Origin of the sequence: Mycobacterium asiaticum DSM 44297, assembly GCF_000613245.1 — a bacterium.
Classification (GTDB): Bacteria; Actinomycetota; Actinomycetes; order Mycobacteriales; family Mycobacteriaceae; genus Mycobacterium; species Mycobacterium asiaticum.
Genome location: NZ_HG964939.1, coordinates 52,554 through 68,615, shown reverse-complemented (window position 1 = coordinate 68,615; position 16,062 = coordinate 52,554). Strand labels below are relative to the sequence as shown.

Below are 16,062 nucleotides of genomic sequence, written 5' to 3'. Positions count from 1 at the left end.
TTAACCACGGTCGCGGGCGAGTAGGTCGGCGATCGTCTCCCGCCGTACCAGCTCGCGCACCCGCCCGCGGGCGACACCCACCAGCGGCGGTCGGCCCACCACGTTGTACGTCGACGCCATGCTGTGGTGGTAGGCGCCCGTGCACGCCACGGCGAGCAGATCGCCGGGCCGTACATCCGTCGGTAACTCGACATCGCGAGCGATCTCGTCGCCGGCTTCGCAATGCCGCCCGGCGACGGTCACGAGGTGTCGGCTCACGATTGGGTGGCGGTTGGCCAGCGCGACCGTGTACTGCGCGCCGTACAGCGCCACCCGCGGGTTATCGCTCATGCCACCGTCGACGGCGACGAAGGTGCGCCCGCCCGGACGGGTCTTCACCGAACACACCCGGTACAGCGTGATGCCGGCGCGGGCGCTGATTGCGCGGCCGGGTTCCACCACGACGACGGGCCGGGGGAAATGCTCGGCGGCACAGGCCTCGTCCAGCGCGTCCTCGATCACTGCGGCCAACTCGTCGAGATTCAGCTCGCCATCACCGCGGGTGTAGGGGACGCCGTGGCCGCCGCCGATGTTGAGCTCGGTGAGGATCACGCCGTGGTGGGACCGCACGTCGGCCATCATGGCGATCATCCGCCGGATTGCTTCCCCGTACAGCGCCGCGTCGGTGACCTGCGAACCGATATGGCAGTGCAACCCGATCAGGTCGAGGATCGGGTGTGCCAGCACCCGTTGCACCGCGCGGGCCGCCTGGCCGCCGTCGAGGGTGAATCCGAACTTCTGATCACTGACGCCGGTGGTGACCGCCCGATGCCCATGGATGTCGATCTCGGGAGTCACCCGGATGAGTACGCGCTGGCGCCGACGTGCCAGGCCGGCCAGGTAGGCGATCTCGATGTCCGAATCCACCACCATGCGGCCCACCCCGACGGCGACCGCTTCGCGCAGCTCGTCGGGCGACTTCGCGTTGCCGTGCATGACGACGCGAACCGGATCCAGACCCCCGGCCAGGGCGACGGCGAGTTCGCCGGGGGAGCAAACGTCGATGCCCAGGCCTTCTTCCCGCACCCACCGGGCCACGGCCGTGGTGAGCAGCGATTTTGCGGCGTAGACGACCTCGACGCCGCGCAACGCTTTGCGGTAGCGGCGGGCGCGATATCGGAAGTCGGTTTCGTCGACGACGTAGGTCGGGGTGCCGAACTCGTCGGCGATGTCTGTGAGCGGTACCTCACCGAGGCACAGCCGGCCCTGTTCGTCACAACCGGTCGTCACCGGCCATATCGCCGGGTCGACGCGCCGGGGCGCGGCTTTGCCGATGGAGGGCAGCATGTCGAGCAATGTCATGCTTTTAACCTGCGGCGCGATCGCGGCGCTGACCGCTTTCCTGACGAACTCTTGACGGCTGTGGGCGCGATCTTGACGCAGTGCTTGCCCGATCGGAGGTCCGAGTCGGACGCCTAGAATGGCGGCATCATGACCGCACCGGGGACTGCGTACCCAGATACCCCGATCGCGGGGCTCGTGGAATTGGCGCTGAGAGCGCCAACTTTCCAACAACTCATCGAGCGTGCCTCCGATCGACCCGACAAACTCGCGCTGGTAGGACCTGCCAGCGCGCGCCTTTTCGTGGCCGCCGCGCTGGCTGGGCAGGGACCGTTGCTGGTGGTCACCGCCACCGGCCGGGAAGCCGACGACCTGACCGCCGAGCTGCGCGGCGTGTACGGCGACGCGGTGGCCGTCTTCCCGTCCTGGGAGACCCTGCCGCACGAACGGCTTTCCCCGGGCATCGACACCGTCGGGACCCGGATGCTGGTGCTGCGCCGGCTGGCGCATCCCGACGACGCGCGCCTGGGTCCCCCGCTGCGGGTCGTGGTGACGGCGGTGCGTTCCCTGCTGCAACCCATGGCGCCCGATCTGGGCCTGCAAGAACCGCTGACGCTGACCGTCGGCGACGAGACGCCGTTCGAGGACGTCGCTGCCCGGCTGGTCGAGTTGGCCTACACCCGGGTGGACATGGTCGGGCGGCGCGGTGAGTTCGCCGTTCGCGGCGGCATTCTGGACGTCTTCGCACCGACGGCCGAGCACCCGGTCCGGATCGAATTCTGGGGCGACGAGATCACCGAGATGCGGATGTTCTCGGTGGCCGACCAGCGCTCGATCCCGGAGATCGAAGTCGACCACTTGATCGCGGTGGCGTGCCGGGAACTGCTGCTCACCGACGACGTCCGGGCGCGAGCGGCGGAGCTGGGTGGTCAACATCCCGGTTCGGAGAACACGGTCACCGGCAGCATCATCGACATGCTGGCCAAGCTGGCCGAAGGCATCCCGGTCGACGGGATGGAAGCGCTGCTCCCGGTGTTGGTTCCTGCAGAAGACGGAGCGCACGCTTTGCTGACCGACCAGCTGGCCGACGGCACCCCGGTCCTGGTATGCGACCCGGAAAAGGTTCGCACCCGCGCCGCCGATTTGATCAAGACCGGCCGAGAATTCCTGGAGGCGTCCTGGTCGGTGGCGGCGCTAGGCACGGACGCGCCGGTCGACGTCGAGCAACTGGGCGGTTCGGGCTTCACCGAACTCGAGGACGTGCAGGCTGCGGCGAGCGCTTCGGGCCATCCGTGGTGGACGTTGAGCCAGCTGTCCGACGAGTCCGCCACCGAGCTGGACATCCGCCCGGCGCCGTCCGCGCGGGGACACCAACACGACATCGACGGGGTCTTCGCGATGCTGCGTGCGCACGTGGCAACCGGTGGGCATGCCGCGATGGTCGCGCCCGGCACCGGAACCGCCCATCGGATGGTCGAACGGCTGGCCGAGTCGGACATCCCGGCAGCGATGCTGGACTGCGGTGCCGCGCCCAAAGCTGGGGTCGTCGGCGTGCTCAAAGGCCCGCTGCACGACGGAGTGGTCATCCCTGGGGCCAACCTCGTCGTTATCACCGAAGCCGACCTGACCGGCAGCCGGGCTACTGCGGTCGAGGGCAAGCGCCTGGCGGCCAAGCGGCGTAACACCGTCGACCCGCTGGCACTGACCGCCGGTGACCTGGTGGTGCACGACCAGCACGGCATCGGACGGTTCGTGGAGATGGTCGAACGGACCGTCGGCGGTGCCCGCCGCGAGTACCTGGTGCTCGAGTACGCATCCAGCAAGCGCGGCCAGCAGGCCGACCGGCTGTATGTCCCGATGGACTCACTGGACCAGCTGTCGCGGTATGTCGGTGGGCAGGCGCCCGCGCTGAGCAAGCTGGGCGGCAGCGACTGGGCCAACACCAAGACCAAGGCGCGCCGGGCCGTCCGGGAGATTGCCGGCGAATTGGTCGCGTTGTACGCCAAGCGTCAGGCCAGTCCCGGCCACGCGTTCGCGCCGGACACTCCGTGGCAGGCCGAGATGGAAGATGCGTTCGGCTTCACCGAGACCGTCGACCAGTTGACCGCGATCACCGAGGTCAAGTCCGACATGGAAAAGCCGATCCCGATGGACCGCGTGATCTGCGGCGACGTCGGTTACGGCAAGACCGAGATCGCTGTGCGCGCGGCGTTCAAGGCGGTTCAGGACGGCAAGCAGGTCGCGGTGCTGGTGCCCACCACGTTGCTGGCCGACCAGCATCTGCAGACCTTCACCGACCGGATGGCCGGATTCCCGGTGACCGTCAAGGGCCTGTCCCGGTTTACCGACCCCGCCGAATCCCGCAAGGTGATTGACGGCATGGCCGACGGATCGGTGGACATCGTGATCGGCACCCACCGGCTGTTGCAGACCGGGGTGCGCTGGAAAGACCTCGGCTTGGTCGTGGTCGACGAGGAGCAGCGGTTCGGCGTCGAGCACAAGGAGCACATCAAGTCGCTGCGCACGCATGTCGACGTGCTGACCATGAGCGCCACCCCGATTCCGCGGACGCTGGAGATGAGCCTGGCCGGGATCCGGGAGATGTCGACGATCTTGACGCCACCCGAAGAGCGCTACCCGGTGTTGACGTACGTGGGTCCGCAGGAAGACAAGCAGATCGCGGCTGCGTTGCGACGGGAATTGCTGCGCGACGGGCAGGCCTTCTACGTGCACAACCGGGTGAGCTCGATCGACCGGGCCGCCGCTCGGGTGCGGGAGCTGGTGCCCGAGGCGCGGGTCGTAGTCGCGCACGGACAGATGCCTGAAGAGCGGCTGGAACGCACCGTGCAGGGCTTCTGGAACCGCGAATTCGACATCCTGGTGTGCACGACGATCGTGGAGACCGGCCTGGACATCTCCAACGCCAACACGCTGATCGTCGAGCGCGCCGACACCTTCGGCCTGTCCCAGCTGCACCAGTTGCGCGGTCGGGTGGGTCGCAGCCGGGAGCGCGGGTACGCCTACTTCCTGTACCCGCCGGACGCGCCGCTGACCGAGACGGCGTATGACCGGCTGGCGACCATCGCGCAGAACAACGAGCTGGGCGCGGGCATGGCCGTCGCACTTAAAGACCTGGAAATCCGCGGCGCCGGAAATGTGCTGGGCGTCGAGCAGTCGGGGCACGTCGCCGGCGTCGGGTTCGACCTGTACGTGCGGCTGGTCGGCGAGGCCGTCGAGGCGTACCGGGCCGCGGCCGACGGCAAGACGGTGACTACCGCCGAAGAGCCCAAGGATGTGCGCATCGACCTGCCCGTCGATGCCCATCTGCCGCCCGATTACATCGCCAGCGACCGGCTCCGGTTGGAGGCCTATCGGCGCCTGGCGTCGGCGACCGACGACGCCGGTGTCAACGCCGTCATCGAAGAGCTGACCGACCGGTATGGCCCGCCGCCCGAGCCGGCCCAGCGGCTGGTGGCGGTGGCGCGGCTGCGGTTGCTATGCCGGGCATCCGGGATCACCGAGGTCAGCGCCCCGTCGGCGGCCACGGTGCGGCTTTCGCCGCTGAATCTGCCGGATTCCGCGCAGGTGCGGCTGGCCCGGATGTATCCGGGCGGGCGTTACCGCGCGACGACGTCCACCGTGCAGGTTCCCATTCCGCGAACGGGCGGCGTGGGCGCCGCGCGGCTGCGTGATGTTGAGTTGGTGCAGATGGTGGCCGATTTGGTGACGGCACTCGCGGGCATCCCGCAGCAAGATATTGGTATAACGAACCCCGAGCCCGTCACGTCGAGTAAGGAGCGGCAAGCGCGATGACGACTGTCGTCCTGGTCGACCCCCGCCGCCCCTCGTTGGTGCCGGTCGAAGCCATCGAGCTCCTCACTGGTGAAGTGCAGTACACCGAGGAGATGCCGATTGCGGTGCCGTGGTCGCTGCCTGACGCGCACCCGGCGCACACCGGCGGGGACGCGCCGGTGCTGTTGTCCTCGGACCCCAACCACCCAGCCGTCACCGCCCGGCTCGCCGCCGGTGCCCGGCTGATCTCGGCGCCCGCGGGCCAGCGCGGTGAACGGCTGGTGGATGCCGTCGCGATGATGGACAAGCTGCGCACCGCGGGACCCTGGGAGAGCGAGCAGACCCACGACTCGCTGCGCCGGTATCTGTTGGAGGAGACCTACGAGCTGCTGGATGCCGTGCATAGCGGCAATGTGGAACAGCTGCGCGAAGAACTCGGTGATCTGCTGTTGCAGGTGTTGTTTCACGCCCGCATCGCCGAGGATGCGGCGCTGCTGCCGTTCACCATTGACGACGTCGCCGACACGCTGATGCGCAAGCTCGGCAATCGAGTTCCGGGAGTGCTTGCGGGGGAAACTATTTCGCTGCAGGACCAGCTGGCGCAGTGGGAGGAACGCAAGGCGGCCGAAAAACCCAGGGGCTCGGTGCTGGACGACGTGCACACCGGTCAGCCGGCATTGGCGTTGGCGCAGAAGGTGATTCATCGCGTCGTTCAAGCCGGCCTGCCCGCCGAGCTGATCCCCGAGGAGCTGACCACGATCACGCTGTCGGCCGACGTCGATGCGGAAAATACCTTGCGGGCAGCGGTTTTGGATTTCGTCGACACGGTTCGCGGTGTGGAGAAGGCGATTGCGGCGGCGCGGCGCGGCGACAGTGTCGCCGAGGAACTCGACATGAGCCCGCTCGGCTTCGTCACCGATGACGAGTGGCGCGCCCATTGGCCGTTCGGTGAAGTGGCGGAGGAACCGTCGGCGCCCGCCGTCGAGCCTGTCCTCGATCCCGCCGTCGAGCCGGCCCTCGATCCCGGCCTCGATCCCGCCCTCGATCCCGCCCTCGAGGAGGAACCCGTCGCGGCGTCCGCGTCCGCCAAGGATTCCCGGCCCAAAAAGCGCAAAGGGCGCCGCTGAGGGCCGCTCGTCGATGTTTGCGGTGACTCAGACGGTTTTCACAAAGATGCTGCTGAGGAATCACTGAATGGCTCCAATCCAGCACAAATCTGTGTGCTGGACGGCGAACTCGCCCGGGCAGCCGGCAAACCCATGGGACGATGGCTGAGGCTGAAAAGGACAAGTGGCCGCATGGGGAGACCAACAGGGAGAGTTTGTGTCGCCGAGACGCTGGTTGCGCGCGGTCGCCGTGATAGGGGCGACCGCGATGCTGTTGGCGTCAAGTTGCACCTGGCAGCTCAGCCTTTTCATCCCCGAAGGCGTGCCGCCCCCGGCGGGGGATCCGGTACCTCCGGTCGACACGCACGTCAGTGGCCGGCCTGCGGATCAGTTGCGGGAATGGGCGCAGCAGCGCGCTCCGGCGCTGGAGATGCCGGTCATCGCCCTGGAGGCGTACGCGTACGCCGCTCGCGTGGCCGAGGTCGAGAATCCGAAGTGCCATATTGCGTGGACGACGCTTGCGGGCATCGGCCAGGTAGAGAGTCATAACGGCACCTATCGGGGCGCGGCCATCGCGCCCAACGGGGACGTCCGGCCCCCCATCCGGGGTGTTCGACTCGACGGCACCGGCGACACCTTGCGCATCGTGGACACCGACGCGGGGGCTCTGGATGGCGACGATGGGGTAGAGCGCGCGATGGGGCCGATGCAGTTCATCTCCGAGACCTGGCGGTTGTACGGCGTCGACGCCAACAACGACGGCGTGGCCAGCCCGGACAACATCGACGATGCCGCCCTGTCGGCCGCGGGTTATTTGTGCTGGCGCGGAAAGGATCTCGCGACGCCTCGTGGGTGGATTACCGCGCTGCGGGCCTATAACAACTCGGGTGTCTATGCGCGGGCGGTCCGGGACTGGGCGACCGCCTACGCGGCGGGTCATCCGCTGTAGCAGGATGGTTCGGGTAACCGAGGCTTTAGGCTGAGGCTGCCGGGGGTCTTTCAGCCAGGAGACAAAGGAGAACCCAGTGCCGATTATCGAGCAGGTCGGAGCCCGCGAGATCCTCGATTCCCGCGGCAACCCGACCGTCGAGGTCGAGGTCGCCTTGATCGACGGAACGTTTGCCCGCGCCGCGGTGCCGTCCGGCGCGTCGACCGGCGAGCACGAAGCCGTCGAGTTGCGCGATGGCGGTGACCGGTACGGCGGCAAAGGGGTGAAGAAGGCCGTTCAGGCGGTGCTCGACGAGATCGGTCCGGCGGTCATCGGCCTCAACGCCGATGACCAGCGGCTGGTCGACCAGGCGCTGGTCGACCTGGACGGCACGCCGGACAAGTCACGGCTGGGTGCCAATGCCATCCTCGGCGTCTCGCTGGCCGTCGCCAAGGCGGCCGCGGATTCCGCGGCGTTGCCGCTGTTCCGCTATCTCGGTGGTCCCAACGCGCACATCCTGCCCGTGCCGATGCTGAACATCCTCAACGGCGGCGCGCACGCCGATACCGGCGTCGACGTCCAGGAGTTCATGGTGGCGCCGATCGGCGCGCCGAGTTTCGCGGAGTCGTTGCGTTGGGGCGCTGAGGTTTATCACGCGCTGAAGTCGGTGTTGAAGAGGGAGGGCCTGTCCACCGGGGCTGGGCGACGAGGGAGGTTTCGCCCCGGACGTGGCCGGCACCACCGCCGCGCTGGACCTGATCACGACCGCGATCGAGTCGGCGGGGCTGCGGCCCGGCGCCGACATCGCGCTGGCCCTCGACGTCGCCGCCACCGAGTTTTATGAGGACGGCACGGGATACCGCTTCGAAGGTTCGACCCGCACCGCCGAGGAGATGGCGGACTTCTACGCCCGCCTGCTCGCGTCCTACCCGCTGGTGTCCATCGAAGACCCGCTCTCCGAAGACGATTGGGACGGTTGGGCCGCGTTGACGGCGGGAATCGGTGAGCGGGTGCAGATCGTCGGCGACGACCTGTTCGTCACCAATCCCGAACGGCTTGAGGAAGGCATCGAGCGCGGAGTGGCAAATGCGTTGCTGGTCAAGGTGAACCAAATCGGGACGTTGACCGAGACGCTCGACGCGGTGGCGCTCGCCCACCACAGCGGCTACCGAACCATGATGAGCCACCGCAGCGGTGAGACGGAGGACACCACGATCGCCGACCTGGCGGTGGCCGTCGGTAGCGGGCAGATCAAGACCGGTGCACCGGCCCGCAGCGAACGTGTGGCCAAGTACAACCAGCTGCTGCGGATCGAAGAAGCGCTTGGTGATGCTGCGCGGTATGCGGGTGATCTCGCGTTTCCGCGGTTCGCGGTGGATTCGAAGTAGGCAGTTTGGCCGCCAAGTCCGATCCGAAACGCCGCTCCCCGGCTTCCCGGCCGGGGAAGCCCGGTGATTCGGGTCGGGGGCGTCGCTCTGCGGGCTCGGCGAAGCCGGTTGCCAAGCCGCTGTCGCGGCCGCAGTCCAAGCCCGCGCAGACCGCGCCCGACGAGAGTCGCCACGCGGGCCGCTCGCAGGAACATGTCGTCGAACCGATACGTCGGTCGTTCACCGAATCCGTTGAGCAGCGGTCGGATCAGCGGTTGGGCTTTACCGCGCGGCGAGCCGCGATCCTGGCCGCTGTCGTGTGTGTGCTGACGCTGACCATCGCCGGTCCGGTGCGCACGTATTTCGCTCAGCGCACCGAGATGGCGCAGCTGTCCGCGACCGAGGCCGCGCTGCGCGGCCAGATCAAGGATTTGGAGCAACGCAAAGGTCAGTTGGCCGACCCGGCATACATCGCGGCGCAGGCCCGCGAGCGGCTCGGTTTCGTCAAGCCCGGTGACATTCCGTTCCAGGTGCAGCTTCCGCCGACGGCCGCGGTGCCTGCGCAGCCGGGGGAGGAGGTTGGCGGGCACCCAAAGAACGAGCCGTGGTACACCTCGCTGTGGCACACCATCGCCGACACGCCGCACCTGCCGCCGCCGGCTGCTCCGTCGGCGCCCGAACCCGGGCCCCAGCCCCCGAATCCGACGGCTCCCGGTGGTTGATCGTGCAGACTTGGAGGTGGTGGCGCGTCAGCTCGGCCGTGAGCCGCGTGGGGTGCTGGAAATCGCCTACCGATGTCCAGACGGTTCACCGGGTGTGGTGAAGACGGCGCCGAAACTTCCTGATGGAACACCGTTTCCGACGTTATACTACCTGACGCATCCGGTGCTCACGGCCGCCGCCAGTCGATTGGAGACCACCGGTTTGATGCGTGAGATGACCGCGCGTTTGGGTGCTGACCCGTCGTTGGCGGCGGCGTATCGGCGTGCCCACGAATCGTATCTGGCTGAGCGGGACGCGATTGAGCCTTTGGGGACGACGTTTTCCGGTGGCGGCATGCCGGACCGGGTCAAGTGTCTGCATGTGCTGATCGCGCATTCACTGGCCAAGGGGCCCGGGGTCAATCCGCTGGGCGACGAGGCCGTGGCATTGTTGGCCGCCGAGCCGGGAACCGCGGCTTTGATTGCGGGACAGTGGAAATGATGCGTCTGGCTGGGATCGACTGCGGTACCAACTCGATTCGGTTGTTGATCGCGGACTGGGTTGACGGGCGGTTGCGTGACGTCCATCGCGAGATGCGCATCGTGCGGCTGGGGCAGGGGGTGGATGCGACCGGCTCGTTTGCACCTGAGGCGATTGCGCGCACGCGGGCCGCTCTGGTCGATTACGCGGAGTTGCTTCGGGTACATGGTGTTTCGCGGGTGCGGATGGTCGCTACATCCGCTACCCGGGACGCCGGGAACCGGGATGTGTTTTTCGCGATGACGGCGGAGGTGTTGGGGGCGGTGATTCCCGGTGCGATCGCCGAGGTGATCACGGGCGCGGAGGAGGCCGAACTGTCGTTCGCCGGCGCGGTTGGCGAATTGGACAGGGCCGATGCGCCTTTCGTGGTTGTGGACCTTGGGGGCGGGTCGACTGAGATTGTGGTCGGCAAGGCGGCGGATGAAGTGGTGGCGAGTTATTCGGCCGATATTGGTTGCGTCCGCCTGACCGAGCGTTGCCTGCACTCCGACCCGCCCACGCCGGAGGAGGTGGCGGCGGCCCGCTCGGTGGTCCGTGAGCGGCTCGCCGTGGCGTTGCGCGCGGTGTCGGTGGAGGGGGCCCGGTCTTGGGTCGGTGTTGCCGGGACGATGACTACGTTGTCGGCCTTGGCTCACGGTATGGCGGTGTATGACTCTGCTGCGATTCATCTTTCGCGCGTGGGTCGCGAAACTTTGCTGGCGGTGTGTAAGCGGTTGATCGGTATGCCGCGGTCGGAACGCGCAGCGCTTGGGCCGATGCACGAAGGGCGTGTCGACGTGATCGGTGGAGGTGCGATTGTGGTGCAGGAGTTGGCCAATGAGCTGTACGCGCGGGCCGGTATTGCGGAGTTGACCGTCAGCGAGCACGACATCTTGGACGGGATTGTCCTGTCGATCGCGGGTTAGCCTTCCTCGGCTCTCTCAGGAGGATGTGCGTCGTTGCCCGGCTTGTAGCGACATTGTCGGTGGTGCGGTGACGGCGTGCACGGGCCTGGCAGATCGGGACGCCCCCGAACTCCTCGACCGTGGGATTGGCTTGCGGTCGTTTCCGGGCTCTCTCAGGAGGATGTGCGTCGTTGCCCGGCTTGTAGCGACATTGTCGGTGGTGCGGTGACAGCGTGCACGGCCGGTGCCCGGCAGATCGGGACGACCCCGAACTCCTCGCCGTGGGATTGGCTTGGCGGTCGTTTCCGGGCTCTCTCAGGAGGATGTGCGTCGTTGCCCGGCTTGTAGCGACATTGTCGGTGCGCGTGATCCACAGGCGAAATGTGGTGACTGGCGGCATGTTGACGGGAATGCAACGTTCAACGCATGAGCATGCTTCTACGGGGAACCGAGCTTCGCTATGTGCTTACCTACCAACTGGTGTTGCACGGACCCGCGACTATTCCGGAACTCATCAATGCCCTCAAGTGGCATGGCTTTACCGTCAACGGTCGGGCTTCGAAGGCCATTTCTGATGCACTGCGCTGGGAGATGGGAAGGGGAAGGGTTGATCGCATCCGACGGGGCAAGTATGCGGCGTTGGAATTTCCCCGCGGCACTGAACACCGGATGCACCAGCGAGTTCTGGCATTGCGTGCCGAGTCGAGGGCTAGAAGTGGGCGCGAAGATCCGCTCCAATGGTTCGACTGATTGGCGCTACAAGCCGGGCATGGACACGCATGCTCCCGGAAGGGCAGGGTGAAAACCGGTGCGCGAGAACGGTTCGATGCGGCGGCCGCCCTCGACCACGCCACCGACAATGTCGCTACAAGCCGGGCATGGACACACATGCTCCCGGAAGATCACGGTGAAAACCGGTGCGCAAGACCGGTTCGATGCGGCGGCCGCCCTGGACCACGCCACCGACAATGTCGCTACAGGCCGGGCATGGACACGCATACTCCCGGAAGGGCAGGGTGAAAACCGGTGCGTGAGAACGGTTCGATGCGGTGCCCGCCCTCGACCACGCCACCGACAATGTCGCTACAAGCCGGGCATGGACACGCATACTCCCGGAAAGGCAGGGTGAAAACCGGTGCGCGAGAACGGTTCGATGCGGCGGCCGGCCCCGACCACGCCACCGACAATGTCGCTACAAGCCGGGCATCAACACGCATGCTCCCCCAGCGGCGCAGGCGGGCCGTGGGCTGCTCACGCCTCGAAGCGGTAACCCATGCCTGATTCGGTCAACAGATGTTTGGGATGCGATGGGTCATCCTCGAGTTTGCGCCGCAATTGCGCCAAATATACCCGCAGATAATGTGTTTCGGTCGCGTAAGCGGGTCCCCAGACCTCTCTGAGCAACTCCTCGCGACCCACCAACTTGCCGCGGTTGCGCACCAGCATCTCCAGCATGCCCCACTCGGTCGGTGTCAGATGCACCTCAACACCACCCTTCACCACCTTCTTCGCCGCCAAATCAACGGTAAAAGAAGAAGTTTCGACGACCGGCTGCTCCACTTCCGACGCCGCGGCATTGCGGCGCACCGCGGCCCGCAACCTGGCGAGGAACTCGTCCATCCCGAATGGCTTCGTCACGTAGTCGTCGGCTCCAGCGTCCAACGCTTCGACCTTGTCGGAAGAATCGCTCCGCGCCGACAACACGATGACTGGCGCGGAAAGCCACCCCCGCAACCCGCCCAACACGTCGATACCCGAAATATCGGGCAGACCAAGATCCAGAATCACCACATCCGGCGGATGCTCGGCGGCGGCCCGCAGCGCTCCCGCACCGGTCGACGCGGTGATCACCTCATAACCGCGCACGCTCAGGTTGATCCGCAACGCACGCAGGATATGCGGCTCGTCATCGATTACCAGCACCCGCGTCATCGGTCACCGCTGTCCGGTGGCCCGGCCAGGTCCAACACGACTGTCAGCCCTCCACCCGGCGTATCACCGGCCTGAATCGTGCCGCCCATCGCCTCGACGAAGCCGCGCGCCACCGACATCCCCAGTCCGACACCGGTGGTGTTGTCATGGTCACCCAACCGCTGAAACGCCTCGAACAACTGATCCTCGGTCCCGTGCGGTATCCCGGGCCCCTCATCGATCACGTTGACCAGCACACGTCCGCCCACCCGTCCCGCGTTGACCCGGACCACACAATCGGGCGCGTAGCGCAGCGCGTTGTCGATCAGGTTGGCCAGGACCCGTTCCAGCAGTCCACCGTCGGCCAGCACCACGGCATCGCCGACGTCGACCTTGACGCGATCGATGGCGGATCGGTAGAAACCGGTGGCCCCCTTCCCGATGCTCACCAATGCGCGCTGCACCACCTCCTCGAGATACACCCGATGTAGCTCTGGCCGCACCACCCCCGCGGCCAACCGCGACGAGTCGAGCAGGTTACCCACCAAAGCGGTGAGCTGATCAATCGATTCCTCTGTGCTGGCCAGCAGTTCGGCGGTGTCCTCGGCGGAGAAGGCCACATCCCCAGCGCGCAGGCTGGATACTGCAACCTTGGCGGCCGCTAGTGGGGTGCGCAGGTCGTGGCTGACCGCCGAAAGCAGGGACCGCCGCAGCTCGTCGGCCCGCACTATCGCCTCGGCGCGGCTGGCTTCCTCGACGAGTTCACGCTGTCGGATCAGCCCCGCGGCTTGCCTGGCCACCGCGCCCAGGACCCGGCGATCCCGGGCCGACAGCTTGCGACCGGCCATCAGCATCCAAAACTCTTCGTCACCCACCTCGATGGCCGTGTCCGCCGAATCGACTGTGGTGCAAGGATCCTTGCCTACCGAAGCGACCACCTCGCGCGAGCCGTCCAAACCTTCCCGCAGCATGCTCACGGCACGCTGTGAATAGGTCTCGCGCACGCGTTCCAACAGGGTGGACAGGTCCGCCCCCCGCAGCACCGATCCGGCGAACAGCGTCAACAGCTCTGCTTCCTGGGAAGCCAACCGGGCTTCCCTGGCGCGCTTCGTGGTGCCGTCGACCAGCACGGCTACCGCCACGGCGATCAGCAGCAGCACCAGCTCGGTGACGGCACTGTCGGGTTCGGCGATGGTGAAACTGTGTCGCGGCGTGATCAAGTAGTAGTTCAACAGCGCACCGGACAGCACCGCTGAAAGTACCGCGGGCGCAACGCCTCCCAATAGGCCAACCAGTAGAACACCGACGAAGAACAGGGCGCTCTCGCCGCCGGTGTTCAAGAAGGAGTCCAGCACACTCACCGTCACCGCGCAGATCGCCGACGGGACCGCAATCGCAGCCAGCCACGATGCCACACGTCGTTGCCGGGGCGACGCGGCGACGGGCTTTGCGCCGCGCGGAGGTTCGTCATGGGTGACAATGTGGACGTCGATCTTGCCGGATCGCTGCACGACCGCGGCTCCGATGCCCTCGGAGAACAGGCGCGCCCACCGCGACCTGCGCGACGTCCCGATGACCAGCTGGGTGGCGTTGATCTCGCGCGCGAAGTCCAGCAGCGCGTCGGGCACGTCATCGCCGACCACCGTGTGCAGCGAGGCGTCCAAACTGTTTGCCAATTCGCGGATCTTGCTCATCCGCGCCTCTGAGAGACCGGCGAGCCCGTCACCGCGCAGCACATGGAGCACCATGAGCTCGGCACTCGACTTCGAGGCGATCCGGGACGCGCGTCGGACGAGTGTCTCAGACTCCGGGCCCCCGGTGACAGCGACCACGACCCGCTCACGGGCCTCCCACATATCGGTGATCTTGTTCTCCGCGCGGTACTTCGCGAGCGCGGTGTCAACCTGATCCGCCAGCCACAACAACGCCAACTCCCTTAACGCGGTGAGGTTCCCACGGCGGAAGTAGTTGGAGAGCGCGGCATCGATCTTCTCGGACGCGTAGACATTTCCGTGGGATAGCCTGCGCCGCAGCGCTTCCGGAGTGATGTCGATCAGCTCGACCTGGGCCGCCTGCCGCACGATCGAATCCGGGATTGTCTCCTTCTGTTCGATGCCGGTGATCTGGGCGACGACGTCGTTGAGGCTCTCCAGGTGCTGGATGTTGACGGTGGAGATCACCGTGATCCCCGCGTCGAGCAGTTCCTCGACGTCCTGCCAGCGCTTGACGTTCTTGCTGCCGGGTGTATTGGTATGAGCCAGTTCGTCGACCAACACCACTTGGGGGCGACGTGCCAGTACCGCCGGCACGTCGAGTTCAGCGAAGCTGCCGCCGCGGTACTCGATGTAGCGCGGCGCGACTACCTCGATTCCGTCCAGCAGCTCGGCGGTCTTTGCCCGCCCGTGGGTTTCGACCACGGCGGCCACCAAATCGGTGCCGCGCTCCAACCGCCGGTGTGCTTCGCCGAGCATCGCGTAGGTCTTGCCGACACCCGGTGCCGCACCGAGATAGATGCGCAGCTCGCCGCGTTTGGGACGGTGTTCTGTGACGCTGGAGACGTTCACGTCAACAATCATCCACCCATCCGCTAGCTTGCGACCGGATACCTGCTGTCCAATGCCAGGTTGAGCTGCAGCACGTCGACGGCTGGTTCGCCGAAAAAGCCGAGCATGCGGTCGGTGCGGTATTGCGCCACCACTTGGCGGATCTGATCCGGGCTCGCGTGACGGGCCCGAGCGACCCGGGCGATCTGAATGTCGGCATAGGCCGGCGAGATGTCCGGATCAAGGCCGCTGCCACTGGTGGTGACTGCGTCAGCCGGTACCTGTGGCTCGCTGGAAGCCGCGCCACGCACCGGCACGATCAAGCCGCTTGAGTAGTCCTCGCCGAACCTTGCGCATTCGACGCGGACACCGCGATAGCTGTCCACGAACGGCTGGCCGGTGGACGCGCACGGCTCGTTGACGCTGACCACCCGCGTCGGGTGGACCACGTCACCTCGCGCATCGCGTGGGCCCATCACTGAGAGCACCGCCCCGACCCCGCCGCCCGTGCAGAACGGCCGTGACCCGTTCACGCCTTCCAGTTTGCCGATCGCCGCGCTGCGAGAGCACACCAACGTCAGCAGGCTCGGCTTGAATCCGGCGTCGCTGGGACTGGCACCGGCAACCAACTTGGCCGGGTCGGCTGGGGTGTCGACGACGCTTTCCGGACCGAGGTTACTGCCGCCGCTCGACATCGGGTCATAACCGGCGCCAGCGGCCGACGGCCGAGCCTGAAAGTACTGCGGCAGTGGATCTCCCGCGGCGTCGGTGAAGTTTTGGCCGATCAACTTGCTCCCGACCGCCTTGCCGCCGGCGGTGATGATCGAGCCTTCCGCCTTGGCGTGCAATCCGGGTAACAGGGTGGCCAGCCAGATAAGCAGCGGGTAGCCCAAACCCAGTAGCACGGTGAAAACAAGCAGCGCGCGCAATGCAGCTCCGTAGCGGCGAATCATGTTGGTGACGTCCATT

At 66.7% G+C, this 16,062-nt stretch carries 11 protein-coding genes and 1 pseudogene; 8 read left to right on the top strand and 4 right to left on the bottom strand.

The genetic code is table 11. The features are described 5' to 3' along the window. Positions 1 to 1,341, bottom strand: coding sequence for a diaminopimelate decarboxylase (gene lysA, locus BN972_RS24340; RefSeq protein WP_036364118.1), 1,341 nt, complete (start codon positions 1,339 to 1,341; stop codon positions 1 to 3). 129 nt (positions 1,342 to 1,470) lie between these two features. On the opposite strand from lysA, the gene mfd reads away from it, so the two are divergent. The 8 genes and pseudogenes from mfd to BN972_RS28530 all read left to right on the top strand — a co-directional run bounded on the left by mfd (position 1,471) and on the right by BN972_RS28530 (position 11,389). Further along, positions 1,471 to 5,133 carry a transcription-repair coupling factor gene (gene mfd / locus BN972_RS24335; RefSeq protein WP_036364116.1) on the top strand — a complete coding sequence of 1,221 codons (3,663 nt, stop codon included), beginning with the start codon at positions 1,471 to 1,473 and terminating at the stop codon, positions 5,131 to 5,133. Beyond that, positions 5,130 to 6,239 (top strand): nucleoside triphosphate pyrophosphohydrolase, encoded by a 1,110-nt coding sequence (locus BN972_RS24330; protein WP_036364113.1) that lies wholly within the window; start codon positions 5,130 to 5,132, stop codon positions 6,237 to 6,239. Before mfd ends, BN972_RS24330 begins: the two co-directional genes overlap by 4 nt. A 196-nt stretch (positions 6,240 to 6,435) precedes the next feature. After that, the gene (locus BN972_RS24325) at positions 6,436 to 7,167 is read left to right on the top strand and encodes a lytic transglycosylase domain-containing protein (RefSeq protein WP_036364110.1); all 732 of its coding nucleotides are present in this window, start codon (positions 6,436 to 6,438) and stop codon (positions 7,165 to 7,167) included. Positions 7,168 to 7,243: 76 nt separating this feature from the next. Continuing rightward, positions 7,244 to 8,534 (top strand): annotated as a pseudogene (gene eno, locus BN972_RS24320) (phosphopyruvate hydratase). A 5-nt stretch (positions 8,535 to 8,539) separates the two neighbouring features. Continuing rightward, complete coding sequence (locus BN972_RS24315) at positions 8,540 to 9,235, top strand: FtsB family cell division protein (protein WP_036364106.1); 696 nt, start codon at positions 8,540 to 8,542, stop codon at positions 9,233 to 9,235. Beyond that, entirely contained in the window at positions 9,228 to 9,716 is a 489-nt protein-coding gene (locus BN972_RS24310) for a DUF501 domain-containing protein (protein ID WP_036364103.1), read from the top strand. Before BN972_RS24315 ends, BN972_RS24310 begins: the two co-directional genes overlap by 8 nt. Next, complete coding sequence (locus BN972_RS24305; RefSeq protein WP_036364100.1) at positions 9,713 to 10,660, top strand: Ppx/GppA phosphatase family protein; 948 nt, start codon at positions 9,713 to 9,715, stop codon at positions 10,658 to 10,660. The genes BN972_RS24310 and BN972_RS24305 overlap by 4 nt, the downstream gene beginning before the upstream one ends. A 405-nt stretch (positions 10,661 to 11,065) precedes the next feature. Further along, entirely contained in the window at positions 11,066 to 11,389 is a 324-nt protein-coding gene (locus BN972_RS28530; RefSeq protein ID WP_065138734.1) for a hypothetical protein, read from the top strand. A gap of 501 nt (positions 11,390 to 11,890) precedes the next feature. Here BN972_RS28530 and BN972_RS24300 read toward each other — a convergent pair. The 3 genes from BN972_RS24300 to BN972_RS24290 are packed head-to-tail and all read right to left on the bottom strand — an operon-like array spanning position 11,891 to position 16,061. After that, complete coding sequence (locus BN972_RS24300) at positions 11,891 to 12,571, bottom strand: response regulator (protein ID WP_036364097.1); 681 nt, start codon at positions 12,569 to 12,571, stop codon at positions 11,891 to 11,893. Beyond that, positions 12,568 to 15,126 carry a sensor histidine kinase gene (locus tag BN972_RS24295; protein WP_036364095.1) on the bottom strand — a complete coding sequence of 853 codons (2,559 nt, stop codon included), beginning with the start codon at positions 15,124 to 15,126 and terminating at the stop codon, positions 12,568 to 12,570. Before BN972_RS24295 ends, BN972_RS24300 begins: the two co-directional genes overlap by 4 nt. Positions 15,127 to 15,137: 11 nt before the next feature. Further along, the gene (locus BN972_RS24290) at positions 15,138 to 16,061 is read right to left on the bottom strand and encodes a potassium-transporting ATPase subunit C (protein WP_036364092.1); all 924 of its coding nucleotides are present in this window, start codon (positions 16,059 to 16,061) and stop codon (positions 15,138 to 15,140) included. Position 16,062: the final 1 nt, after the last annotated feature.